Here is a 23,057-nt window from a genome sequence, read left to right on the forward strand (position 1 = left end):
GATTCCCTCTCCCAGAGGGAGAGGGCGGGGCCCGCCGCGAAGCGGTGGGAGGGAGAGGGGTTACGAGGTCTGACGGCGTGCCGGCGCTCCGTCGGACGCCGTAAGCCCTCTCCCCAACCCTCTCCCTCTGGGAGAGGGTGCTTGAAACGCCCCCTACCGCCCCGCACTCACCCGCCAGACCACGTCGCCCACGTCATCGGCCACCAGCAGCGCGCCGCCGTTGTCGACCGTCACACCGACCGGCCGTCCCTGGGCCCTGCCTTCGCTATCGAGGAAGCCCGTCAGGAAATCCTCGACCCCGCCCGCCGGCTTGCCGCCGCTGAAGGGCACGAAGATCACCTTGTAGCCGGCCTGCGGATTGCGGTTCCACGAGCCGTGCTGGCCGACGAACACGCCGTCCTTGTATCGGGCCGGGAAGCTGGCGCCGGTGTAGAACGTCAGGCCCAGAGAGGCGGTGTGGGCGCCCAGGGCGTAGTCTGGGACGATGGCGCGCGCGACGAGGTCAGGGCGGCGGTCCTTGTCCTTGATCCGCTTGTCGACGTGCTGGCCGAAGTAGCTGTAGGGCCAGCCATAAAAGCCGCCGTCGCGGACCGAGGTCATGTAGTCGGGCACCAGATCATTGCCCAGTTCGTCGCGCTCGTTGACCGAGGTCCACAGCTGGCCATTGGCCGGGTTCCACGACAGGCCCACGGGGTTGCGCAGGCCTGAGGCGAAGACCCGCTTCTGGCCCGTGGCCAGGTCGACCTCGAGGATCGCGGCGCGGTCGACCTCGTTCTCCATCCCGTTCTCGCCGACATTGCTGTTGGAGCCGACGGATGCGTAGAGCTTGGTCCCGTCGGGGCTGGCGATGATGTTCTTGGTCCAGTGGTGGTTGAGCGGCCCGCCGGGCAGGTCGGCGATCTTGCGGGGCCCGGCGGCGATCGTCGTCGCGCCCTCGGTGTAGGGGAAGGCGACGATGGCGTCGGCGTTGGCGACGTAGAGCGTGTTTCCGACCAGGGCCATGCCGAACGGCGAGTGCAGGTTGACCAGGAACGGGGTCTTCAGGTCGGCGATCCCGTCGCCGTCCTGGTCGCGCAGCAGGCTTATGCGGTCCGCGCTGGGCGCGCCCGCGCCGGCCTTCTTCATCAGCAGGGTCTCGGCGAAGGCGCGCAGGCCCTTGGGCTTGTCCTTGCGGGCGGGCTTGTTGCTTTCGGCGACCAGCACGTCGCCGTTGGGCAGGACGAGCAGCCAGCGGGGGTGATCAAGACCGGTCGCGAACGGCTGCACCACAAAGCCGGCCGGCGCGCGCGGCTTGGCGTCCTTGGACCAGCCGACGACCTTGGAGATCTTGACCGTCGGCAGCAGGCTGCGGCTGGGCTCGGGCAGGGTCGGGTTGGGGCCGTAGCCGACCGTCGTGTTCGGCGCGCCCGGGCTCTGGCCGCAGGCGGCGAGAGCGCTGACCGCCACGCCGATGACCAAGATGTCGCGAACCTGTCGACGCATCGGCGTTTCTCCCCCTTCAGCCTGCGTTCAACGCGCAGGGTCATGATTATGGTGCCAGCCAGAACGATACGGGTTGCCCGGGGTGATGTCCCGGCCCTTGTTCGCCCGTCCTGCGCCCTGCGCGCGGGTCGTGACCCCGGCGTTGCCGGGGGAGGGGCGGCTACAGGCTGGGCGGCCCGTCCTGCTGGGCGAGCTGGGCGCGCAGGAAGGCCGGCCGCTCGCGCATGCGGGCCCAATAGGCGGCGACGGCCGGTGGAAAGTCGCTGTCCAGCTTCAGCGACTGGGCCAGCAGCAGGGCGTAGGCCACCGAGATGTCGGCGCCGGTGAAGCGGTCTGCAGCCACGAAGGGCGCCCGGTCGAGCAGGGTCTCAAGCCCCCGCAGCCGCGCCAGGAACCAGCGGGCGTAGTCGCTGGCGACCTGCGGCTGGCGGCGCTCTTCGGGCTCAAGCCGTGTGTAGCGCAGCACCAGGGTCTGGGGGAATGTCAGGGTCGCTTCGCCAAACAGCAGACCGTTCAGATAGGCGCCGTAGCCGGGCTCCTCGGGCCGAACCGAGAGATGGCCCTCGCCGTGGCGCATCGACAGGTACTCGATCATCGCCGAGGACTCGGTCATCCGCGTGTCGCCGTCGACCAGCAGCGGGATGGTGCCCAGCGGGTTCTCGTCCAGATACTCCCGCGCCAGGAAGCGCGGCGGGAAGGGCAGGAGTTTCAGGTCATAGGGCAGCTCCAGCTCCTCCAGCGCCCACAGCGGGCGGAAGGAGCGGGCGTCACGGCAGTGCCAGAGGGTGATCATGGGGTCGTCTTCTGGGCGGACATTTGCCCCCTACGGGCCTCCGGCCCTCCTCCCCCGGAGGGGGAAGAAGGATTGGCGCGCGCCTGAATCTTCTTCCCCCTCCGGGGGAGGAGCGCGCAGCGCGGAGGGGGCGAGTATCTCACTACAGCCGCTCGACGATCGTCACATTAGCCAGGCCGCCGCCTTCGCACATGGTCTGCAGGCCATAGCGCGCGCTGCGGTCCTTGAGGGCGTGGACCAGGGTGGTCATCAGCTTGGCGCCGGAACCCCCTAGCGGGTGACCGAGTGCGATGGCGCCGCCGTTGACGTTCAGCTTGTCCGGATCGCCGCCGGTCACCTGCAGCCAGGCGGTCGGCACCGAGGCGAAGGCCTCGTTGACCTCGTAGAGGTCGATGTCGTCGATCTTCATGCCGGCCCGCTCCAGCGCCTTCTGGGTGGCGGGGATCGGGGCTTCCAGCATGATCACCGGGTCATGGCCGATGACGGTCATGTGGTGGATGCGGGCCAGCGGCTGGACGCCGAGGGCCTTCAGGCCGCGCTCGTTGACGATCATCACGCCGGCCGCGCCGTCGCAGATCTGGCTGGAGGTGGCGGCGGTCAGGCGGCCGTCCTCGCTGAGCAGCTTCACGCCGCCGATCGACTCCATCGTGGCGTCCCAGCGGATGCCCTCGTCGGCGTCGTGGGTCTCGATCGAACCGTCGGGCAGGGTCACCTGGATCGGCACGATCTCGGCGGCGAACTTGCCGCCCTTGGTCGCGGCCATGGCGCGCTGGTGGCTGGCCAGAGCGAAGGCGTCCAACTGCTCACGCGACAGGTCATACTTCTTGGCCAGCATCTCGGCGCCGGCGAACTGGCTGAACTGGATGCCGGGATAGCGCTCTTCCATGCGCGGGCTCTTGTAGGTCCCGAAGCCGTTCTTGTAGGGCAGGGCCGAGGACAGGCCCATCGGCACGCGGCTCATGCTTTCGACGCCGGCGGCGATGACGATGTCCATCGCGCCCGACATCACGGTGGCGGTGGCGAAGTGGATCGACTGCTGGGACGAGCCGCACTGGCGGTCGACCGAGGTGGCCGGCACGCTCTCGGGCAGCTTGGAGGCCAGCACCGCGTTGCGAGCGATGTTGATGGCCTGCTCGCCCACCTGGCCCACGCAGCCCATGATCACGTCCTCGATCAGGGCCGGATCGGCGCCGCTGCGATCGACCAGGGCGTTCAGCACCTCGCCCGCCAGATCGGCCGGATGCCAGCCCGAGACCCGTCCGCCCTTGCGCCCGCCGGCCGTGCGCGCGGCCGCCACGATATAGGCTTCGCCCATCAGTTCCTCCTCTTGGTTGACGGGAGAAAAACAGGCGCTTGCGGCTATGTCAGCCGTGACGCGGCGTCAGGCGCTGGCGGCTTGCCGCCAGGCTTCTGACCCAGCGCGCCGAGGAACAGGGACAGCATGGTCAGGTAGCTGAACACGCCGCTGGCGATGAAGCCCGAGCGGCTCCAGACCCTGGGATCGGCCAGCATGGCCAGGGCCAGCACGACCGTAAGTGCGTGGAACGCGCAGGCCCACATCGGCCACCAGCGATCCGATTTCAGGGCGATGCCCAGCAGCACCAGAAAAAGGGCGAGGTCGACCGCCATGATCAGGCCCTGGGGGCCATGGAGCTGGTCAGCGTTGTGCAGGACCGCGCTGGCCGACCAGGCCAGGATCATCGCGGTGGCGGCCGCCCGTTCCGGCCAGCGTCCGCGCCAAAGGGCGACGCCGGTCGAGAGCAGCAGGGCCACCAGATTGGCCCATTGGTAGAGTGCGCCGAAGGTCATCGCCGACAGGTTGAACCCTGGGCGCGGAATTGCAACTCCCCTCCGACGGTGTCGGAGGGGAGCGCAGAGGTTCAGGCCGCGTCGACCACGGCCAGGCGACCGGACGGGGGCGCCTTGGGCTTCTCGCCGCCCGTGCCGAAGGACACCGCGCCCAGGCCGATGTCGTGCTGGGCGATCGACAGCTGCTTGTGAGTGGCCACGATGTTCTGGCGGGCCAGGGCCAGGGCCTGCATCGTTTCGATCGCGCCCATCAGCGCCTCCTGGCCGACGACGGCCGAAAGGTTGGCGGACTGGCGAGTGGCGGGCATCAGACCCGCCAGGGCGGCGGTCTGGGTGATGGCCGCGTCGATGGCCTTCTCGGCGGCGAACAGAGCTTCGGCCACGGTCTCGGCCGCTAGGCGACGTTCCTTAAGCATGCGCTGTCTCCTCGCGCCGAGCGATGTCGGCGCGTTGCAAGGGTTCATGTGCGGGGTGAAGCCCGGCTCCCGGGGGCGAACGCTGATTAGGGCCCTTTTTGTCCGATCTGATTTGTTCGATCAGATCGGAAAGGACTCTAGGGGAACAAACCTTCGAGCGCGTGGAGCCCTGCCAGGATCGAACCGAAAGCCAAAGCGGTCACGATCATTACGGTCGCGATGAAGGCTAGTCGTAGGGGAAGACTTAGATGGTTCGGTCTTCCGCCTCCGAGTCCGACGAGGAGGAGTCCGGCGGGAATGTCTCGTCCATCACCGCGCTGGCGATGCACAGGATCTCCCGCACCAGCAGTTCGGTGGGTTTGAACGTCGCCTGCTTGCGGGTGGCCGCCACCAGGTCGTGAACCATGGACGCTCCAACCGGCGTCGCCGACAGGCTGCTGAGCTGTCGCTCCAGCTCGCTCCAGGTGATGGGCGGCAGCAGGTCGGCCGAGTTCAGGCGCGGCCAGTCCTGCTGAAAGCTCATTACTTCTCGGCGCAGATGGGCCGCCCTGCCAATGGCGTCCTTCTGGCGCGGCGTCAGGTCGGTATGCGGCGTCTGCTGGGTCATGGGAGGCTCCTTCCTCAACGCCCCCAGCAGAGCGTGCGAAAGCCTCAGCGCCTAGCCAGATCGGATCGGACCCCGACGCGATCGGAGGGGGGGCTAGCCCCTGATGAGCGCGCGCGAAAACCCGCCGCGCCGCATCGTAGCGATCGACCGCGCCCAGGCGACGGCGAGCCTTGTCCAGGTGCCAGTCGACCGTGTGCTTGGACAGGCCAAGCTCGCGCGCGATTTCCTTGGAGCTCATATGGCGGTCGACGAGGCGAAGGCACTCGCGCTCACGCTCGGTGAGGCGATCAAGGCCCTCGACCTGATCCGACAGGGTGGGTTCGCCCTTAGCCATGCCGAGAACCTTATGCGAGCGCTTCAGTTCGGCAAGGCGCCGGAACATTAAACCTTGGCTATGAAGTCCGGCCCCGGGCGCCTTACGCCTCGCGGCGCGCCGCCTCGCTCTCGGTCGCGGGCGAGGCGGCCCGGATCAGCTCCAGCACGTCGACGATGATCTCGCGCATCACCGCCGCAGCCCGCTCGCAGTCGCGCGCCGCGATCGCGTTGTAGACATCCTCGTGCGAGGGGATCGACGCGGTGCGGCCCTTGATGCGGTTGGTGAAGCGGATCGAGATCCGCAGGGCGGTGTTCACCAGCTCGTGCAGCTCGCGATAGAACGGGTTCTTGGTCGCGTTCAGGATCGCGATGTGAAAGGCGATGTCGGCCGACAAGGGGTCGTCCTCGCCCTCGGCGGCGGCCTTCATCCGGCGCAGGCCCTTGCGGATTTCCTCCAGGCCCGCCTCGTCAGCGTGCCGGGCCGCCAGGGCGGCGGCCGTGGGCTCGATACCCATCCGCATCTCGGTGAAGTCGGCCAGCAGGCGCAGCGAGAACTTGCGCTCCAGCAGCCAGCGCAGAACGTCGGGGTCGAGCATGTTCCACTCGGCCTCGGGCTCCACCACGGTGCCGTGCCGGGGGCGGGCGCTCAGCAGGCCCTTGGCGGTGAGCATCTTCACCGCCTCGCGCGTCACCGTGCGGCTGGCGCCGAACTGCTTGGACAGCTCCCCCTCGGTCGGGAAGCCGCCCTTGGCGTATTCGCCTGTGACGATGGCCTGACCGAGCTGCTCGACCAGACCATAGGTCAAACTCAGGCCGGGCTGAGTGCGCATCTGCGGCTCTTCTTTCCTGCGACGGCGAAGCGAAAGGGCGCTCGCTGCTGTGTAGCTTGGTTTGCTCCATCCGCAACGGGACGATTGCGGTGAATACAGCCGTCGCCGTGGCGTTCGGCAAGCGTGTTTGGGGCGAAGGCCGCCCGGCGCCGCGAAAAGGGCTCAGCCATGCCAGGCGGCCACCAGACGAGCGGCGCGTTCGGCGACATCGGCGGCGCGGTCGCCTGGGCGATAGAGCTCGCCGCCGACGCCGATCCCGTCAACGCCGACGGCCCGCCAGGTGTCGAGATTGCTCGCGCCGACCCCGCCCACGGCATAGACCGCCACGTTGCGGGGCAGCACGTCCTTGACCGCCTTGATGTGTCCCGGGCCGAAGGTCCCGGCCGGAAACAGCTTCAGGGCGCGGGCGCCGGCCTTGATGGCCGCAAACGCCTCGGTGGGCGTCGCAAAGCCGGGCATGACCGTCAGGCCGCGCCCCACCGCGTGGGCGATCACGGCGGGATCGGTGTTCGGGGTGACGATCAGCCGGCCGCCGGCCTCGGCCACGGCGTCCACCGCTTCGGGCGTCAGGACCGTGCCGGCGCCGCACAGGGCGCGGTCCCCGAAGGCGTCGCACAGCCGGCGGATGCTCTCCACCGGGTCGGGGGAGTTCAGCGGCACCTCGATCGCGCCGACGCCGGCCTCGACCAGCGCCGCGGCGATATCGACCACCTCGCCGGGCTTCACCCCACGCAGGATGGCCACAATGGGGGGCAAGGGAGAGAGGTTCACGACGAGGCGTCCTGGTGTCTGGTGATCATCGAAAGGCCCGCCAGCACCGCAGCGTCGCCGTCCACGGCGGATGCGGTGACGCCGGTGGCGGCCAGGGCCTGGACATAGAGCGCGGCGAGCGGCCCGTCGCCGATCACGGTCACGGCCTCCATCGGACCGTACCAGTCCCGTGCGGCGGCGACGTCGGCGCCGATCAGCAGGCCCGACAGGAAGCCCATGGCGTCAGCGGGCGTCATCGCTTCCAGAAGCTGGCGGGCGCGGGTCTCGAACATCAGGTGCGTCAGGCGCCCCGCGCCCTGTTCGGCGATGCGCGTCAGGCCACAGGCGAAACCCGCCGCCGAGCCCTCAGCCAGGCCGCCGCCGCCGGCGCCCAGGGTGGAGTGGGCCTTGAGCAGGGCGAAGGTCTCGCCGATCGGCGCGGTCAGGAAGGTTGTGATCTGGCCGTCCTCGACCACGGCCCATTTGTTGTGGGTGCCGGGCAGCACCAGGAGATGGCGGCCCGATCGCAGCGCCGCGTCCAGCGACATTGCGCCGAGGATCTGGGTTTCCTCGCCGCGCATCACATCGGGTCCGCCCAGCGGGTTCACGCACGACAGGCCCGGAACGATCCGCACCGGCAGGCCGGCGGCCTCGATGCGCACGGCGCGCGCGGCGATCTCGCCCGTCGTGGCGGGGCAGGGCGCGTAGGGCGCCTCGGTCCAGCCTATCCGGGATCCGACCATGCCGCACAGGATCGCATGGTCGGGACCGGCCTCGCGCCAGTCGCCGACCAGATCCAGGAAGGTCTTTTCCGGGCTGTCGGTCAGAGCGGTGACGCCAGGGCCGTCCCGGCGGTGGATCACGCTCTTGCCCTGGCGAAGCCAGAGGCGCAGCCGCGAGCCGCCCCAGTCGCCGACGATCACGATGCTCTGGTCCATCAGGCCGATTCCAGTCTCACGGCCCGTGCGAAAGCGCCAAGCGGGAAGTCCGTCAGGGATCGTTTATAGTACAATATGCAGGGCAACAATCGGGGGCCCGGCGCGCCGGGGGGGGAGGCGCTTTCGTTCCCCTGCAAGGAAGCAACCGGTGTCAAAGCGGTGGTGTGTCCAAAACGGCGCCGTGTAGCGCGAGAAATGATAGCGCTATCAAATTCGACTTGAAGGTACCAATTATACGATTATAGGTTCCGCTCTGAGCAGCGGCGAGGGGCCGCGCGTAACCGGTCTCCGCAGAACGGACCGGGACGGCTCCTGAACAGGGGGAAGGGAACGGCCATGCAGCGCCTTGATTCGTCTCATCGGAAACTCATGCTGGCCGGCGCTTCTGCGCTGGTGCTGTGCCTCGCCGCGCCCAGCGTCGTGTTCGCGCAGCAGGCGGCGCAGGACGACCAGACCGTCGAAGAAGTGGTCGTCACCGGCCAACGCGCGGCCATCCAGTCCGCCCAGAAGATCAAGCAGAACGCCGAGCAGCTGGTCGACTCGATCACCTCGACCGACATCGGCGCCTTGCCCGACCGTTCGGTGACCGAAGCCCTGCAGCGCGTCGCCGGCGTGACCATCGCCCGCACCTCGTATGGCCGTGACGTCGACCGGATCTCGGTCGAAGGCTCGGGCGTCCAGGTCCGCGGTCTCTCGTGGGTTCGCGGCGAACTGAACGGCCGTGACAGCTTTTCGGCCAAGAGCGGCCGCTCCCTGAGCTTCGAGGATGTCCCGCCCGAACTGATGGCCGGCGTGGACGTCTACAAGAACCCGTCCGCCGATCTGGTCGAAGGCGGCGTCGGCGGTACGGTCAACCTGCGCACGCGTCTGCCGTTCGACAGCGCCAAGCGCATCATGGCCTTCTCCGCCGACATGAGCATCGGCGACATGTCCAAGAAGTGGAAGCCGACCGGCTCGGCTCTGTACAGCGACCGCTGGGACACCAATATCGGCGAGCTGGGCTTCCTGGTCAGCCTGTCGGAGTCGCAGCTGGCCAGTCGCACGGACACGATCTCGGTCGATCCGTACTTCGCCCGCACCGACCTCGTGGCCGGCAGGACGGTCTATGTGCCCGGCGGCTTCGGCTACCGCAGCCTTGATTTCGAACGCGAGCGCAAGGGCGTCGCCGCCGCCGTGCAATGGCGCCCGAACGATCAGTGGGACGCGGCTCTGACGTTCCTGCGGTCGTCGGCCTCGCAAGCCTCGACCGAGCGGGCCGTGGGCTTCAACCCCGGCTCGAGCAACGGTCCGGCCGCCGGCACGACGTTCACCTATGACTCGGCGGGCCATTTCCTGAAGGGCACGCTGGCCCAGTCGCCGGGCGGAAACAGCCTGGGCTCGTCGACCCTCGACACCCGCTTCGCCGACCGCAGCTCGGTGACCTCGGACTACGCGCTGAAGGTCAACTACAATCCGAACGACAAGTGGGCGTTCTCGGCGGACATTCAGTACATCTACGCCAAGACCAAGACCGTCGATTTCACGGTGTTCAACGCGCTGGGTTCCGACGCGGCTCCGGCCACGCTGGACCTGACCGGCGACCTGCCGGCCATCACCATGAACAACGACAAGGCCTACACGTCGAACCCCGCCAGCTACTATCTGAGCGCGGCCATGGATCACCATGACCGTAACGACGCCAGCGAGTGGGCCCAGCGCTTCGACGGCGCCTACACCTTCGACGAAAGCGGCTGGCTGCGCTCGTTCCGCTTCGGCGTCCGCAACACCTATCGCGAATCCACCACCCGCGAGACGACCTACAACTGGGGCGCCGTCGCGCCCAGCTGGTCGGCGCCGTCGATCAATAATCTGGCGTCCTATCAGGGCTACTACGAGCTCTATCCGTTCACGAACTACTTCCGCGGCGCGACCAACCTGCCGGCCACCTTCATCCTGCCGACCGCGTCCCTGGTCCAGAACTACGCCGCCGGCGGCGCTCTGGTGGCCAAGCTGGCCGCTTCCAATGGCGGCTGGTGGGGCACCTTCAACGGCGACTACGACAGCCTGACCGCCGGCGGCAGCGGCGGCGGCGTCAACCGTCAGAAGGAAAAGACCCTGGCGGCCTACGCCCTTCTGCGCTTCGGCAACGAGGTGTCGTTGTGGGGCGAAGAGCGCGAGATCGACGGCAACATCGGCCTGCGCGTCGTCAAGACCGAGAGCGAGGGCAAGGGCATCCAGTTGTTCTCCCGGAACAATACGCCCACCGTGCCGGCGGCTGACCTGGCCTTTGGCAACGGCGCCAAGCGGGACCTGACCGGCGGCCGCGACTATGTCAGCGTCCTGCCCAGCCTGAACGCCCGCCTGAAGATCACGCCGCAGATGTTCCTGCGCTTCGCGGCGGCCAAGTCGATCGTCCGTCCGGACTTTGGCCAACTGCAGCCGTTCTTCTCGATCAGCGCGACCAACGGCTATCTGAACGGCTCGGTCTGCTCGACCTCCATTCCGGACGGCGCGCAGGGCAACTGCGTCTATCAGTACACCGCCACGGGCGGTAACGCCGAGCTGAAGCCGACCCGCTCGACCCAGTATGACCTGGCCTATGAGTGGTACTTCGCCTCGACCGGCAGCCTGACGGCGACGGTGTTCTACAAGGACGTCTACAACTTCGTCACCAACGGCGTGAACACGGTGAAGTTCACCAACAACGGCGTGACCCGCGACGTTCTGGTGACGCAGCCGTACAACGGCGGCCATGGCAAGATCAAAGGCTTCGAAGTCGCTTACCAGCAGTACTTCAGCTTCCTGCCGGGCGCGCTGAAGGGCTTCGGCACGCAAGCCAACTTCACCTATGTCGACAGCGAGGGCGCCCGCAACGCCGCCTCCAACCCCTACGACTCCAGCCAGGTGTCGAGCCTCGTGGGCGGCGCGCGCGATGACCTGCCGCTCGAGGGTCTGTCGAAGACGAGCTACAACGTCGCGGCCCTGTACGATCTGGGCAAGGTCTCCGCGCGTCTCGCCTACAACTGGCGTGAACGCTTCCTGCAGACGACCTCGGCCGCCAACAAGAACATCCCGGCCTGGTTTGATGACTATGGTCAGTTGGACGGCTCGATCTTCTACACGATCGACGACAATCTGAAGGTCGGCTTCCAGGCGGTGAACCTGACCAACACCAAGACCAAGGTGCTGGTCAGCTATCCGGGCAACAAGGCCATCGGCCTGACCGACACCAACTGGGTGGTGGCCGACCGTCGCTACTCGATCGTTCTGCGCGGCACCTTCTAAGGTCTCGTCAGGTCTGATCAACGTCGGCCCCCGTCGCCCCGTCCGCCTGGATGGACGCGGCGGGGGCCTTCTTGTTTTCGGGACCGGAGGCTAGCTTCCCGGTCCGAGGAAAGTTCGAGGCGTCGCGTGGACGGAAACCCTTATCGCAAGTTCGTCGTGGTCGGCGGCGGGACGTCGGGCTGGATCGCCGCGGCGACTCTGATCCACGCCCTCAAGGGCAAGCTGGCGGAGGTGGAGCTGGTCGAGTCCGACGAGATCGGCACGGTCGGGGTCGGCGAGGCGACGATCCCGCCGATCCAGTTCCTGAACAGCATCCTGGGCATCGACGAGTTCGATTTCATCCGCAAGACCCAGGCGACGTTCAAGCTGGGCATCCAGTTCCGCAACTGGGGGCGCCAGGGCCACGAATACTTCCACCCCTTCGGGCCCTACGGTCAGTCGATCGAGGGGGTCAGCTTCCATAACTACTGGATGCGGCTGCGGGCCAATGGCGAGGGCGGCGAGCTCGATTCCTACGCCCTGGCCACCGTGGCGGCCAAGGCGGGCAAGTTCGCGGTTCCGCCCAAGGACCTGCCGCCGGGAGTGCCGGGTCTGGGCTACGCCTATCACTTCGATGCGGGTCTCTACGCCCGCTACCTGCGCGCCTACGCCGAGGCGCGGGGTGTCAAGCGCACCGAGGGTAAGATCGCCAAGGTCGAACAGCGTCCCGAGGACGGCTTCGTCTCGGGTCTGACGCTCAGCGACGGCCGCCGGGTCGAGGGCGACTTCTTCATCGACTGCTCGGGCTTCCGGGGGCTGCTGATCGAGGAGGCGCTGCAGGCGGGCTTCGAGGACTGGTCGCACTGGCTGCCCTGCGACCGCGCCCTGGCCGTGCCGTGCGAGAACGCCGCGCCCCTGACGCCCTATACGCGCTCGACCGCCCATGCGGCGGGCTGGCAGTGGCGGATCCCGCTGCAGCATCGCACGGGCAATGGCTATGTCTATTGCAGCGCCCACATCAGCGACGACGAGGCCGCCGCCACCCTGCTGGCCAATCTGGACGGCAAGCCGCTGGCCGATCCCCGTCCGCTGCGCTTCACGGCCGGTCGCCGCAAGAAGAGCTGGAGCAAGAACGTCGTGGCCCTGGGCCTGGCGGGCGGCTTCATGGAGCCGCTGGAGTCGACCAGCATCCATCTGGTCCAGAGCGGCGCCATGCGCCTGTTGTCGCTGCTGCCGCTGGGCGGCTACGACCCGGCCGCCGAGGCCGAGTACAACCGCCTGACCCAGATCGAATACGAGCAGATCCGCGACTTCATCATCCTGCACTATTGCGCCACCGAGCGGGACGATGCGCCGCTGTGGAACCACTGCCGCACCATGGCGATCCCCGACAGCCTGACCCACAAGATCGAGCTGTTCTGCAACCGCGCCAAGATCGCCCGCTTCGACGAGCAGCTGTTCGCCGAACCCAGCTGGCTGGCGGTGTTCCTGGGGCAGGGGATCGAGCCCAAGGACTATGACCGCTTGGCCGATGCGCCGGCCTATGACGAGGTGGTCGCCGCCGTCCGCCGGATCGGCCAGACCAACGCCAATCTGGTCGCGCGCCTGCCCACGCACGAGGCCTTCATCGCGGCGACCTGCAAGGCCGAAGCCCTGGTCTGAGGTCACGCGTCTGCTGACAACGCTATCAAATCTGCTTGCTGGTCTGAATTATATGATTATAGTTTCGATCACTGCCGGATCGGGGCCACTTACCGGTTCGGTGGCGCGAGGAGGGCCTCATCGGCCTTCGAGCGCTTCGCGCGGCGCCTCTCCCCGAGGTCGCGCGACGTCCTCCCCCGCGCATCGTCACCTGCGACGGTGCGCGGATTTTTTTGACCGGTGAGCAAACCCGGACTTGCCGACGCGTCAGAGCCCGGCGATCGTCCATCAATAGCTGGTAGCGCTACCAAGTAGAGCGCGCCATGAGTGGAGGAGACCATGGGGATGTCACGCTTCGCGACGGCGGTCGGATTGGCCTTGGCGCTGGTCGGCGGCCCTCTGGCCGGTGGGGCCCATGCGGCCGACGCCGCCATGCCGCAGCTGGTGACCAAGGACGGCCGACACGCCCTCATGGTCGACGGCGCGCCTTTCCTGATGCTGGCCGCTCAGGTCAACAACTCGTCCGCCTGGCCCTCGCAGATGGCCAAGGTCTGGCCGGCCATCGAGAAGGTCGGCGCCAACACCGTTCAGGTCCCGATCGCCTGGGAGCAGATCGAGCCGGTCGAGGGCCAGTTCGACTTTTCCTATCTCGACCTGCTGCTGGAGCAGGCGCGCGAGCGCAAGGTGCGCCTGGTTCTCCTGTGGTTCGGCACCTGGAAGAACTCCTCGCCGTCCTATGCGCCCGAGTGGGTCAAGCTGGACGACAAGCGCTTTCCCCGGCTGATCAAGGACGACGGCGAGCGTTCCTATTCGATGTCGCCGCTGGCGAAGTCGACCCTGGACGCCGACCGCAAGGCCTTCGTCGCCCTGATGACCCATCTGAAGGCCAAGGACGCGGCGCAGAAGACCGTCATCATGGTCCAGGTCGAGAACGAGACCGGCACCTATGGCTCGGTGCGCGACTTCGGTCCGGCCGCCCAGAAGGTCTTCAACGGTCCCGCGCCCGCCACTCTGGTCAAGGCGGTCGGGGCCAAGCCCGGGACCTGGGCCCAGGCCTTCGGCAAGGACGCCGACGAGTTCTTCCACGCCTGGCATATCGGCCGCTTCGTCGACCAGGTCGCCGCCGCCGGCAAGGCGGTCTATCCGCTGCCGATGTACGTCAACGCCGCCCTGCGCGATCCGATCAAGCCGGGCGACCCCAAGAGCTATTCGGCCGGCGGCCCCACCGACAACGTCATCGGCGTCTGGCAGGCGGCCGCGCCCTCGATCGACCTGATCGCGCCCGACATCTACATGAAGGAGTCGGTCAAGTACGAGGCGGTGCTCAAGCACTACGCTCGGCCAAACAACGCCCTTTTCGTCGCCGAGACCGGCAACGATCCGGCCTACGCCCGCTATGTGTTCTCCACCCTGGGCAAGCAGGGGATCGGCTGGTCGCCGTTCGGCATGGACTACACCGGCTACGGCAACTACCCGCTGGGCGCGGCCAAGGTCGACGAGGCGGTGATCGAGGCCTTCGCCGCCAACTATCGCCTGCTGGCGCCGATGGCCCGCGAATGGGCCAAGCTGTCCTTCGAGGGCAAGGTCTGGGGCGGCGCCGAGCCCGATGACCGCGCCGCGCAAACCACGACCATGGGCGACTGGACCGTCAGCCTGCGCTACGGCAAGTGGCAGTTCGGCGCCTCGGACTGGGCCTGGCTCAAGGATCGTCCGGTCAATCCGCAAGGTCCCGACGGCGGCGGCCTCGTCGCCCAGCTCTCGCCCAACGAGTTCTTGGTCACCGGCCGCAATGTCCGCGTCGAGTTCGGCCGCGCCAAGGCCGACGGCAAGCCGATGATGATGGCGCGGGTCGAGGAGGGCCACTTCGAAAACGGCCAGTGGGTCTTCGACCGCCTGTGGAACGGCGACCAGACCGACTACGGCCTCAACTTCACCGGCGGCTCGCAGATCCTGCGGGTCAAGCTCGCCACCTACTGACGGGAACAGCCATGCGTATTCTTGCCCTCTCAGCCTTCGGGCTGGCCCTCCTGGCCTCGACCTCGGCCCTGGCCCTGGATGGAGGCTTTGAGAAAACCGCCGACGGCGTGGTCATCACGCCCGCCAATGGCCCGGCCAAGAAGGTCCGTCTGCAGGTGATGAGCGACCGGGCCATCCGCGTCACCGCCTCGCCGACCGACACGATCAGCGCCCCGCCCAGCCTGCAGGTGATCGCGGCCCCCAAGACCAGCGGCTTCACCGTCGAACAGGTCGGCGGCAAGGTCGTGCTGAAGGCCGGCAAGGCGACGGCCGAGGTGACCTTGGCCACCGGCGCGGTGTCGTTCAAGGACGCGGCCGGCAAGACGGTCCTGACCGAGCAGGCGCGCTCGAACTTCAAGCCGCTGAGCATCGACGGCAAGGGCTTCTACGCCATCAGCCAGCGTTTTAATCCGAATACGGACGAAGGCTTCTATGGTCTGGGCCAGCACCAGAACGGCCAGATGAACTACAACGGCCAGGACGTCGAGCTGGCCCAGTACAATCGCGCCATCGCCATCCCGTTCGTGCTGTCGACCCGCAACTACGGCCTGCTGTGGGACAACAACGGCATCACCCGCTTCGGCGATCCGACGCCCTACGCCCTGGCCTCGCGCGACCTGAAGATCTTCGACGCCAGCGGCAAGCCGGGCGGCTTCACCGCCAAATACTACATCAACGGCGAGCTGAAGCTGACGCGCGTCGAGCAGGACATCGACTACCAGTATCTGGAGGACCTGCCCAAGTGGCCGGCCGAGCTGACCGGACCGGACAAGAAGCCGCTGCGCGGCGCCAAGGTCGTCTGGGAGGGCTCGGTCGAGGGGAAGGTCGGCGGCCTGCAGAAGTTCCAGCTGTACTCGTCCAGCTACGCCAAGCTGTGGATCGACGGCCAGCTGAAGATCGACCGCTGGCGCCAGAACTGGAACCCGTGGTTCCACAACTTCACCGCCCCGATGAAGGCCGGCGGCCGTCACAAGGTGAAGGTCGAGTGGGAGCCCAACGACGGCTATATCGCGCTTCTGCACAACAACCCGATCCCGGCGGCCGAGCAGAAGTCGCTGACCCTGACCTCGGACGTCGCCCACGCGGTCGACTACTATTTCGTGGCGGGCGAGACCCTGGATCAGGTGGTCAGCGGCTATCGCGACCTGACCGGCAAGGCCCAGGCCATGCCGCGCTGGGCCTATGGCTTCTGGCAGAGCCGCCAGCGCTATGAGACGCAGGACCAGCTGGTCGGCGTCGTGAAAGAGTACCGCAAGCGCAACGTGCCGCTGGACAACATCGTGCTCGACTGGCGCTACTGGAAAGACGACAGCTGGGGCAGCCACAAGTTCGACGAGACCCGCTTCCCCGACCCGAAGAAGATGCTGCAGGACGTTCATGGCATGAACGCCCGCTTCATGATCTCGATCTGGCCGAAGTTCTATCCGACCACCGACAACTTCAAGGAGCTCGACGCCAAGGGCTTCATGTACAAGCGCAACATCGAGCAGGGCGCTCTGGACTGGGTAGGCCCGGGTTATCTGAACTCGTTCTATGACCCGTACGCGAAAGAGGCGCGCGACATCTACTGGCGCCAGGTCAAGGACAACCTGAAGGGCCTGGGCGTCGACGCCTGGTGGATGGACGCCGATGAGCCTGACATGCACTCCAACCTCGACGTCCCAGAGCGCACCCTGCGCATGGGACCGACGGCGATGGGGCCGGGCGCGGAGTTCTTCAACTCCTACCCCCTGATCCACACGACCGGCGTCTTCGAGGGCGAGCACGAGCTGGATCCGAACAAGCGCAGCTTCATCCTGTCGCGCTCGGGCTTCGGCGGCATCCAACGCAACGGCGTGGCGCTGTGGAGCGGCGACGTGGTGGCGCGCTGGGACGACTTCCGCGACCAGATCTCTGCCGGGGTGAACCTGTCCATGTCGGGCGTGCCCAACTGGACCACCGACATCGGCGGCTTCTCGGTCGAGGATCGCTATATCCGCAAGGAGGTCCAGCACTGGCCCGAGTGGCAGGAGCTGAACCTGCGCTGGTTCCAGTTCGGCGCCTTCAGCCCGCTGTTCCGCAGCCACGGCGAAGAGCCGTTCCGCGAGATCTGGAACCTCGCCGACGAGGGGACGCCGGTCTACGAGTCGCTGGTCTGGTACAACAAGCTTCGCTACCGGCTGATGCCCTACACCCTGACCCTGGCGGGCGAGACCTATCACCGCGACGGCAGCATGATGCGCGGTCTGGTGATGGACTTCCCGCAGGATCTGAAGGTCCGCAACATCGACGACCAGTACCTGTATGGTCCCTCGTTCCTGGTGGCGCCCGTCACCCAGTTCAAGGCGCGCTCGCGCTCGGTCTATCTGCCGGCCGGGACCACTTGGTACGACTTCGAGACCGGCAAGGCCCACGCCGGCGGCCAGACCATCCAGGCCGCCGCGCCGCTGAACCGCATGCCGCTGTTCGTGCGGGCCGGCGCGATCGTGCCGACCACCGAGGTCCAGCAGTATGTCGGCGAAAAGCCCAACCTGCCGATCACCCTGGTGATCTATGCGGGCAAGGACGGCAAGTTCGAGCTCTACGAGGATGACGGCCTGTCGACGGCCTATCAGCGCGGAGCCTACAGCCGCATCCCGATCAGCTATGACGACGCTTCGGGCCGGGTCGTGATCGGCGCGCGCTCGGGCAAGTTCGACGGCATGCAGGACAAGCGCGTCTTCAAGATCCGCTTCATCGGCGCCAATGGGGTCGGGGGCGCCAAGCCGACCGACTTCGACGCGGCGGGCGACGCTACGGTCGAGTACGCCGGCCAGCCGGTGGTGGTCGTGGCGCGGAAGAAGTAGCTGCCGAAGCCGGAAAACCTCGCCCTTCGACACGCTCAGGGTGAGGTTTTCTGCAGCGGCTAAGCCATCCTCACCCTGAGCCTGTCGAAGGGCGAGGATGGCCGCCTGTCACCCCGCCTGGCCCCGGAACCGCTCGATCAGGAACGCCGTCGCCGGACCCGGCGGTGTGTCCGTGCGATAGACCGCGTGCAGCGGATAGATCGCCTCCTTCAGGTCCGGCATGTCCAGGCGCTTGAGGCGGCCGGCGGCGAGGTCGTCGCGGACCATGGGCTCTGGCATGTTGCCCCAGCCAAAGCCCTCCTTCAGCAACAGATGCTTGGCCCCAAGGTCGGCCAGTCGCCAAGTGTGGGCGCTGGCTACGGCGAAGTCGCGGCCCTCGGTCAGCTTTGAGCGGTCGGTGAGCACCAGCTGGGTATGGCCGCGCCCCGCGCCCGGCGCATTGGGACCTTGGGCCAGCGGATGGTCGGGCGCCGCGACCGGGATCAACCTGGTCGAGCCGACGGCGATATAGTCCAGCTCGTCGCCGCCATGGACAACCTCCAGCGGCCCCGCCACGCCCAGAGTCGCGGCGCGGTCCAGCACCATCTGGGTCACCGCGCCCAAGCCCTCGACATGCAGGCGCAAGGTCACGGTCGGGAAGGTCTCGCGAAAGGCCCGCAAGGCGTCGACCACCCGGGCGGTGGGCAGCATGACATCCAGCACCAGATTGACCTCGGCCTCCAGGCCCTGGGTCAGGCCCTTGGCCTTGGCGCGCAGGCTGGCCACGTCGCCGGCGATCATCCGAGCCTGGGCCACCACCACCTTGCCGGCCTCGGTCAGCACCGGCCGCTTGGCCGCGTCACGATCGAACAAGACCAGACCCAGCTGGGCCTCCAGATTGGCGATCGCATAGCTGATGACCGAGTTGGCGCGGTTCAGCCGCCGTGCGGCCGCAGCGAAGCCGCCGGTCTCCACCACGGCGAGCAGAACGTTCAACTGATCCAGGGTCGGCGCGCCGGGTTCGTTCAAGACCGTCTCATCGTTCGAATTTATCGAACATAATAGACGATTTTATTCGGCTGTTTCGCAAGGACGTTCCGGCGCAAAACCTTCGCCAACGCCGGGACGTTTCGTCTCGCCCACCGTTCAAACCCAAGGGAGGCCCTCATGGCCAAGGTTCTGGTTCTCTACTATTCGTCCTACGGCCACCTTGAAGTCATGGCCAAGGCCATCGCCGAAGGCGCGCGCGAAGCCGGCGCCAGTGTCGACATCAAGCGCGTTCCCGAAACCGTGCCGCTCGAAATCGCCAAGGGCGCCCACTTCAAGCTCGACCAGGAAGCGCCGGTCGCCAAGGTCGAGGACCTGGCCGACTACGACGCGATCATCGTCGGCGCCCCGACCCGCTTTGGCCGGATGGCCTCGCAGATGGCGGCCTTCTTCGACGCCGCCGGCGGCCTGTGGGCGCGTGGCGCGCTGCACGGCAAGGTGGCCGGCGCCTTCACCTCGACCGCCACCCAGCACGGCGGTCAGGAGACGACGCTGTTCTCGATCATCACCAACCTGCTGCACTTCGGCACCACGATCGTGGGTCTCGACTACGGCCATGCCGGCCAGATGACGCTGGACGAAGTCACCGGCGGCAGCCCCTACGGCGCCACCACCATCGCCGGCGGCGACGGCTCGCGTCAGCCCAGCGAGAACGAACTGACCGGCGCCCGCTACCAGGGCCGCAAGATCGCCGAAACCGCGATCAAGCTGCACGGCTGATCCGGCGCTCGCCGGTCACTCAGCCTCCCCCCCATCGACTGACCGGCGACAGGGCCGGCTGGCTCCTTCCCCCTCCCAGGGAGCCGGCCGGCCCTTTCTTTACGGAGAAGGGCAGGCCCTGCGCGCGACGGCCTCAGGTCGCCGAGCGCGAAATGACTCTATTCCTGTCGAGCATGGGCGCTGTCGGCGTCGCGAGGGTGTTCTGCTGAATCATTGGCGCGTCACCGAGTGTGCCATTTTGAGACAACTCGGCTCTCTTTAGGCTCATCTCTATTTATTGATGTTCATTTCATCATTAACAAAATAGTTTCAATTCTTAATTTTGTTTCAGTTTTTCCTCAACGAACTGGAAAGCTAGTTGCGGGATATTGCGCGTGGGCAAAACGCCCACCGACAGTCAAAATGACGTCGGAACACCTCGAATAGGAGTTGTTTCGTTATGGCGCTGAACAGCATCAACACGAACTCGGGCGCTCTGATCGCCCTGCAAAACCTGAACTCGACGAACGCCGAGCTGACCCAGGTTCAACAGCGTATCAACACCGGCAAGAAGATCGGTAGCGCCAAGGACAACGGCGCCATCTGGGCGACCGCCAAGAACCAGTCGGCTACCGCCGGCAGCATGAACGCCGTGAAGGACTCGCTGCAACGCGGTCAGTCGACGATCGACGTCGCGCTCGCCGCCGGCGACACCATCACCGACCTGCTCGGCAAGATGAAGGAAAAGGCCCTGGCCGCTTCCGACACCTCGCTGAACACCGCCTCGTTCAACGCCCTGAAGTCGGACTTCGATTCGCTGCGTGACCAGATCACGAAGGCCGCTTCGAACGCCAAGTTCAACGGCGTCAGCATCGCTGACGGCACGACCACCAAGCTGAGCTTCCTGGCCAACTCGGACGGTTCGGCCTTCACCGTCACCGCCAAGACCCTGACCCTCGGCGGCCTGGGCCTGACGGCGACCTCCAGCTTCACGACGGCGGCTGCCGCCAAGACGATGATCGGCACCATCGACACGGCGCTGCAGACGGCCACCAACAAGCTGGCCTCGCTGGGCACCAGCTCGACGGGTCTGGACACTCACCTGACCTTCGTCGGTAAGCTGCAAGACAGCCTGGACGCCGGCGTGGGCAACCTGGTGGACGCTGACCTGGCCAAGGAAAGCGCCAAGCTGCAGTCGCTGCAAACCAAGCAGCAGCTGGGCGTTCAGGCGCTGTCGATCGCGAACCAGTCTTCGTCTTCGATCCTGAGCCTGTTCCGCTAAGCCGGACTTCGACGCGTTCGTCGTCGAGAAGGGCGGATCTTCGGATCCGCCCTTTTTCTATGGGGCATGCCTGGCATGTTCCGTGAGTCATTCCGGGCTGTTCGCGAGCGCTTCTGCTTTGGCGCTCTTTGAAGATGCTAATCTTCAGTCTGACTGTAGAGTAAACATGTATTATGGTTAAAATGTAAGTTATCTATATCTGTATTTGATGAACGTCGCCTATACTATGCTTGTGAAAAATATAGAAAGGGCAATTAGGTACTGGTGCGGTGGGCAAAACGCCCACCGGTCGTCAAAACGACACCGGCAACCTCCAAAGGAAGCGTTTCGTTATGGCGCTGAACAGCATCAACACGAACTCGGGCGCGCTAATCGCCCTGCAAAACCTGAACTCGACGAACGCCGAGCTGACCCAGGTTCAACAGCGTATCAACACCGGCAAGAAGATCGGTAGCGCCAAGGACAACGGCGCCATCTGGGCGACCGCCAAGAACCAGTCGGCCACCGCCAACAGCATGAACGCCGTGAAGGACTCGCTGCAACGCGGCCAGTCGACGATCGACGTCGCGCTCGCCGCCGGCGACACCATCACCGACCTGCTCGGCAAGATGAAGGAAAAGGCCCTGGCCGCTTCCGACACCTCGCTGAACACCGCCTCGTTCAACGCCCTGAAGTCGGACTTCGACTCGCTGCGTGACCAGATCACGAAGGCTGCTTCGAACGCCAAGTTCAACGGCGTCAGCATCGCCAACGGTTCGACCGCCAAGCTGACCTTCCTGGCCAACTCGGACGGTTCGGGCTTCACCGTCACCGCCAAGACCCTGACCCTGGCGGGCCTGGGCCTGACCGCCACGTCGACCTTTACGAGCGCCAGCGCCGCCAAGACGATGATCACCACCATCGACACGGCGCTGCAGACGGCGACCAACAAGCTGGCCTCGCTGGGCACCAGCTCGACGGGTCTGGACACTCACCTGACCTTCGTCGGCAAGCTGCAAGACAGCCTGGACGCCGGCGTGGGCAACCTGGTGGACGCTGACCTGGCCAAGGAAAGCGCCAAGCTGCAGTCGCTGCAAACCAAGCAGCAGCTGGGCGTTCAGGCGCTGTCGATCGCGAACTCCTCGAGCTCGGCGATCCTGAGCCTGTTCCGATAGGCCGGACTTCGACGCGTTCGTCGTCGAGAAGGGCGGATCCTCGGATCCGCCCTTTTTCTATGGAGTTTGAGGTTTCATATCGAGACGCAAGATTTTCAGCGCTTCCAAAGTCGTATCTGAAATATCGTTGTCTCGCCTGTACGTCCGGATCGGCGCGCTTCATTAAATGCGAGTTACGGCAGGATTTTTGTAGAGTTAAGAGAGTCTTGTCGCGTTAATCGAATAACGACGTTTCGTGAACTATATCGAAAGCGGAGCGTCATATTGTCGCGGTGGGCAAAACGCCCACCGGTCGTCAAAACGACACCGGAAACCTCCAAAGGGAGTGTTTCGTCATGGCGCTAAACAGCATCAATACGAACTCTGGCGCGCTGATCGCGCTGCAGAACCTGAACACCACCAGTTCTGAACTGAACACCGTCCAGCAACGCATCAGCACCGGCAAGAAGATCGGCAGCGCCAAGGACAACGGCGCCATCTGGGCGACCGCCAAGAACCAGTCGGCCACCGCCAACAGCATCAACGCCGTCAAGGACTCGCTGCAGCGCGGGCAGTCGACGATCGATGTGGCCCTGGCCGCCGGCGACACCATCACCGACCTGCTGGGCAAGATGAAGGAAAAGGCGCTCGCGGCGTCGGACACCTCGCTGAGCACCGCCTCGTTCAACGCCCTGAAGGCCGACTTTGAGTCGCTGCGCGATCAGGTCACCAAGGCCGCGACCAACGCCAAGTTCAACGGCGTCAGCATCGCCAATGGTTCGACCGCCAAGCTGACCTTCCTGGCCAACTCGGACGGTTCGGGCTTCACCGTCACCGCCAAGACCCTGACCCTGGAGGGCCTGGGCCTGACGACCGGTTCGACCTTTACCGACGCCACGGCGGCCAAGGGGATGATCACCACCGTCAACACCGCGCTGCAGACGGCCACCAACAAGCTGGCCTCGCTGGGCACCAGCTCGACGGGTCTGGACACTCACCTGACCTTTGTGGGCAAGCTGCAGGACAGCCTGGACGCCGGCGTGGGCAACCTGGTGGACGCCGACCTGGCCAAGGAAAGCGCCAAGCTGCAGTCGCTGCAAACCAAGCAGCAGCTGGGCGTTCAGGCGCTGTCGATCGCCAATTCGTCCAGCTCGGCGATCCTCAGTCTTTTCCGATAGGCTGACGACCGGACGGGCGGATCCCTCTGCGAATCCGCCTCAACGGTTGCGGCGTTAGACCTGGAAAGGGACGG

Annotated in this window: 19 protein-coding genes and 2 pseudogenes; 8 read left to right on the top strand and 13 right to left on the bottom strand. The window is 66.2% G+C overall.

Going from position 1 to position 23,057, the window contains the following annotated elements:
* Positions 1 to 4 precede the first annotated feature (4 nt).
* From OVA11_RS06890 to OVA11_RS06945, 11 genes and pseudogenes are all read right to left on the bottom strand, one after another.
* A pseudogene (locus tag OVA11_RS06890) lies at positions 5 to 178 on the bottom strand (hypothetical protein); the annotation flags it as partial.
* On the bottom strand, positions 154 to 1,482 hold the full coding sequence (locus OVA11_RS06895; RefSeq protein ID WP_268066759.1) for a PQQ-dependent sugar dehydrogenase: 1,329 nt from the start codon (positions 1,480 to 1,482) through the stop codon (positions 154 to 156). The pseudogene OVA11_RS06890 and the gene OVA11_RS06895, both read right to left, overlap by 25 nt.
* Positions 1,483 to 1,642: 160 nt before the next feature.
* The gene (locus tag OVA11_RS06900) at positions 1,643 to 2,275 is read right to left on the bottom strand and encodes a glutathione S-transferase family protein (RefSeq protein WP_268066760.1); all 633 of its coding nucleotides are present in this window, start codon (positions 2,273 to 2,275) and stop codon (positions 1,643 to 1,645) included.
* A gap of 142 nt (positions 2,276 to 2,417) precedes the next feature.
* On the bottom strand, positions 2,418 to 3,590 hold the full coding sequence (locus OVA11_RS06910; protein ID WP_268066761.1) for an acetyl-CoA C-acetyltransferase: 1,173 nt from the start codon (positions 3,588 to 3,590) through the stop codon (positions 2,418 to 2,420).
* 44 nt (positions 3,591 to 3,634) lie between these two features.
* Complete coding sequence (locus OVA11_RS06915; RefSeq protein WP_268066762.1) at positions 3,635 to 4,084, bottom strand: hypothetical protein; 450 nt, start codon at positions 4,082 to 4,084, stop codon at positions 3,635 to 3,637.
* A 71-nt stretch (positions 4,085 to 4,155) separates the two neighbouring features.
* Positions 4,156 to 4,500, bottom strand: coding sequence for a hypothetical protein (locus tag OVA11_RS06920; protein ID WP_024265624.1), 345 nt, complete (start codon positions 4,498 to 4,500; stop codon positions 4,156 to 4,158).
* A gap of 244 nt (positions 4,501 to 4,744) precedes the next feature.
* The gene (locus tag OVA11_RS06925) at positions 4,745 to 5,107 is read right to left on the bottom strand and encodes a hypothetical protein (protein WP_268066763.1); all 363 of its coding nucleotides are present in this window, start codon (positions 5,105 to 5,107) and stop codon (positions 4,745 to 4,747) included.
* A gap of 184 nt (positions 5,108 to 5,291) precedes the next feature.
* A pseudogene (locus OVA11_RS19725) lies at positions 5,292 to 5,489 on the bottom strand (LuxR C-terminal-related transcriptional regulator); the annotation flags it as partial.
* Positions 5,490 to 5,523: 34 nt separating this feature from the next.
* Positions 5,524 to 6,252: a FadR/GntR family transcriptional regulator gene (locus OVA11_RS06935; protein ID WP_010918668.1), complete on the bottom strand. Its 729-nt coding sequence runs from the start codon at positions 6,250 to 6,252 to the stop codon at positions 5,524 to 5,526.
* A 162-nt stretch (positions 6,253 to 6,414) separates the two neighbouring features.
* Positions 6,415 to 7,023, bottom strand: a complete 609-nt coding sequence (locus tag OVA11_RS06940; protein ID WP_268066764.1) for a 2-dehydro-3-deoxy-6-phosphogalactonate aldolase — start codon at positions 7,021 to 7,023, stop codon at positions 6,415 to 6,417.
* Positions 7,020 to 7,940: a 2-dehydro-3-deoxygalactonokinase gene (locus tag OVA11_RS06945; RefSeq protein ID WP_268066765.1), complete on the bottom strand. Its 921-nt coding sequence runs from the start codon at positions 7,938 to 7,940 to the stop codon at positions 7,020 to 7,022. The genes OVA11_RS06940 and OVA11_RS06945 overlap by 4 nt, the downstream gene beginning before the upstream one ends.
* A 336-nt stretch (positions 7,941 to 8,276) precedes the next feature.
* On the opposite strand from OVA11_RS06945, the gene OVA11_RS06950 reads away from it, so the two are divergent.
* The 4 genes from OVA11_RS06950 to OVA11_RS06965 all read left to right on the top strand — a co-directional run bounded on the left by OVA11_RS06950 (position 8,277) and on the right by OVA11_RS06965 (position 17,665).
* Positions 8,277 to 11,204: a TonB-dependent receptor gene (locus OVA11_RS06950; protein WP_268066766.1), complete on the top strand. Its 2,928-nt coding sequence runs from the start codon at positions 8,277 to 8,279 to the stop codon at positions 11,202 to 11,204.
* A 126-nt stretch (positions 11,205 to 11,330) separates the two neighbouring features.
* Positions 11,331 to 12,845 carry a tryptophan halogenase family protein gene (locus OVA11_RS06955; RefSeq protein WP_268066767.1) on the top strand — a complete coding sequence of 505 codons (1,515 nt, stop codon included), beginning with the start codon at positions 11,331 to 11,333 and terminating at the stop codon, positions 12,843 to 12,845.
* A 306-nt stretch (positions 12,846 to 13,151) separates the two neighbouring features.
* On the top strand, positions 13,152 to 14,801 hold the full coding sequence (locus OVA11_RS06960) for a beta-galactosidase (protein WP_268066768.1): 1,650 nt from the start codon (positions 13,152 to 13,154) through the stop codon (positions 14,799 to 14,801).
* The gene (locus OVA11_RS06965; protein WP_268066769.1) at positions 14,702 to 17,665 is read left to right on the top strand and encodes a glycoside hydrolase family 31 protein; all 2,964 of its coding nucleotides are present in this window, start codon (positions 14,702 to 14,704) and stop codon (positions 17,663 to 17,665) included. Before OVA11_RS06960 ends, OVA11_RS06965 begins: the two co-directional genes overlap by 100 nt.
* Before the next feature lie 108 nt (positions 17,666 to 17,773).
* On the opposite strand, the gene OVA11_RS06970 is transcribed toward OVA11_RS06965, so the two are convergent.
* Positions 17,774 to 18,673, bottom strand: a complete 900-nt coding sequence (locus OVA11_RS06970) for a LysR family transcriptional regulator (protein ID WP_268066770.1) — start codon at positions 18,671 to 18,673, stop codon at positions 17,774 to 17,776.
* A 138-nt stretch (positions 18,674 to 18,811) separates the two neighbouring features.
* On the opposite strand from OVA11_RS06970, the gene wrbA reads away from it, so the two are divergent.
* Positions 18,812 to 19,411 carry an NAD(P)H:quinone oxidoreductase gene (wrbA, locus tag OVA11_RS06975; RefSeq protein WP_096053687.1) on the top strand — a complete coding sequence of 200 codons (600 nt, stop codon included), beginning with the start codon at positions 18,812 to 18,814 and terminating at the stop codon, positions 19,409 to 19,411.
* A 133-nt stretch (positions 19,412 to 19,544) separates the two neighbouring features.
* Here the strand turns inward: wrbA and OVA11_RS06980 are convergent, their stop codons facing one another.
* Entirely contained in the window at positions 19,545 to 19,679 is a 135-nt protein-coding gene (locus tag OVA11_RS06980) for a hypothetical protein (protein ID WP_268066771.1), read from the bottom strand.
* Between the two features lie 171 nt (positions 19,680 to 19,850).
* Between OVA11_RS06980 and OVA11_RS06985 the strand changes: the two genes are divergently transcribed.
* The 3 genes from OVA11_RS06985 (at position 19,851) to OVA11_RS06995 (ending at position 22,983) form a co-directional block, all read left to right on the top strand.
* A complete protein-coding gene (locus tag OVA11_RS06985) occupies positions 19,851 to 20,672 on the top strand; it encodes a flagellin (RefSeq protein ID WP_010918677.1) in 822 nt (273 codons plus the stop codon).
* Between the two features lie 332 nt (positions 20,673 to 21,004).
* Complete coding sequence (locus OVA11_RS06990; RefSeq protein ID WP_268066772.1) at positions 21,005 to 21,826, top strand: flagellin; 822 nt, start codon at positions 21,005 to 21,007, stop codon at positions 21,824 to 21,826.
* A 335-nt stretch (positions 21,827 to 22,161) separates the two neighbouring features.
* Positions 22,162 to 22,983 carry a flagellin gene (locus tag OVA11_RS06995; protein WP_268066773.1) on the top strand — a complete coding sequence of 274 codons (822 nt, stop codon included), beginning with the start codon at positions 22,162 to 22,164 and terminating at the stop codon, positions 22,981 to 22,983.
* The last annotated feature ends 74 nt before the right edge of the window (positions 22,984 to 23,057 follow it).

Source organism: Caulobacter sp. SL161, assembly GCF_026672375.1.
Lineage (GTDB): Bacteria > Pseudomonadota > Alphaproteobacteria > Caulobacterales > Caulobacteraceae > Caulobacter.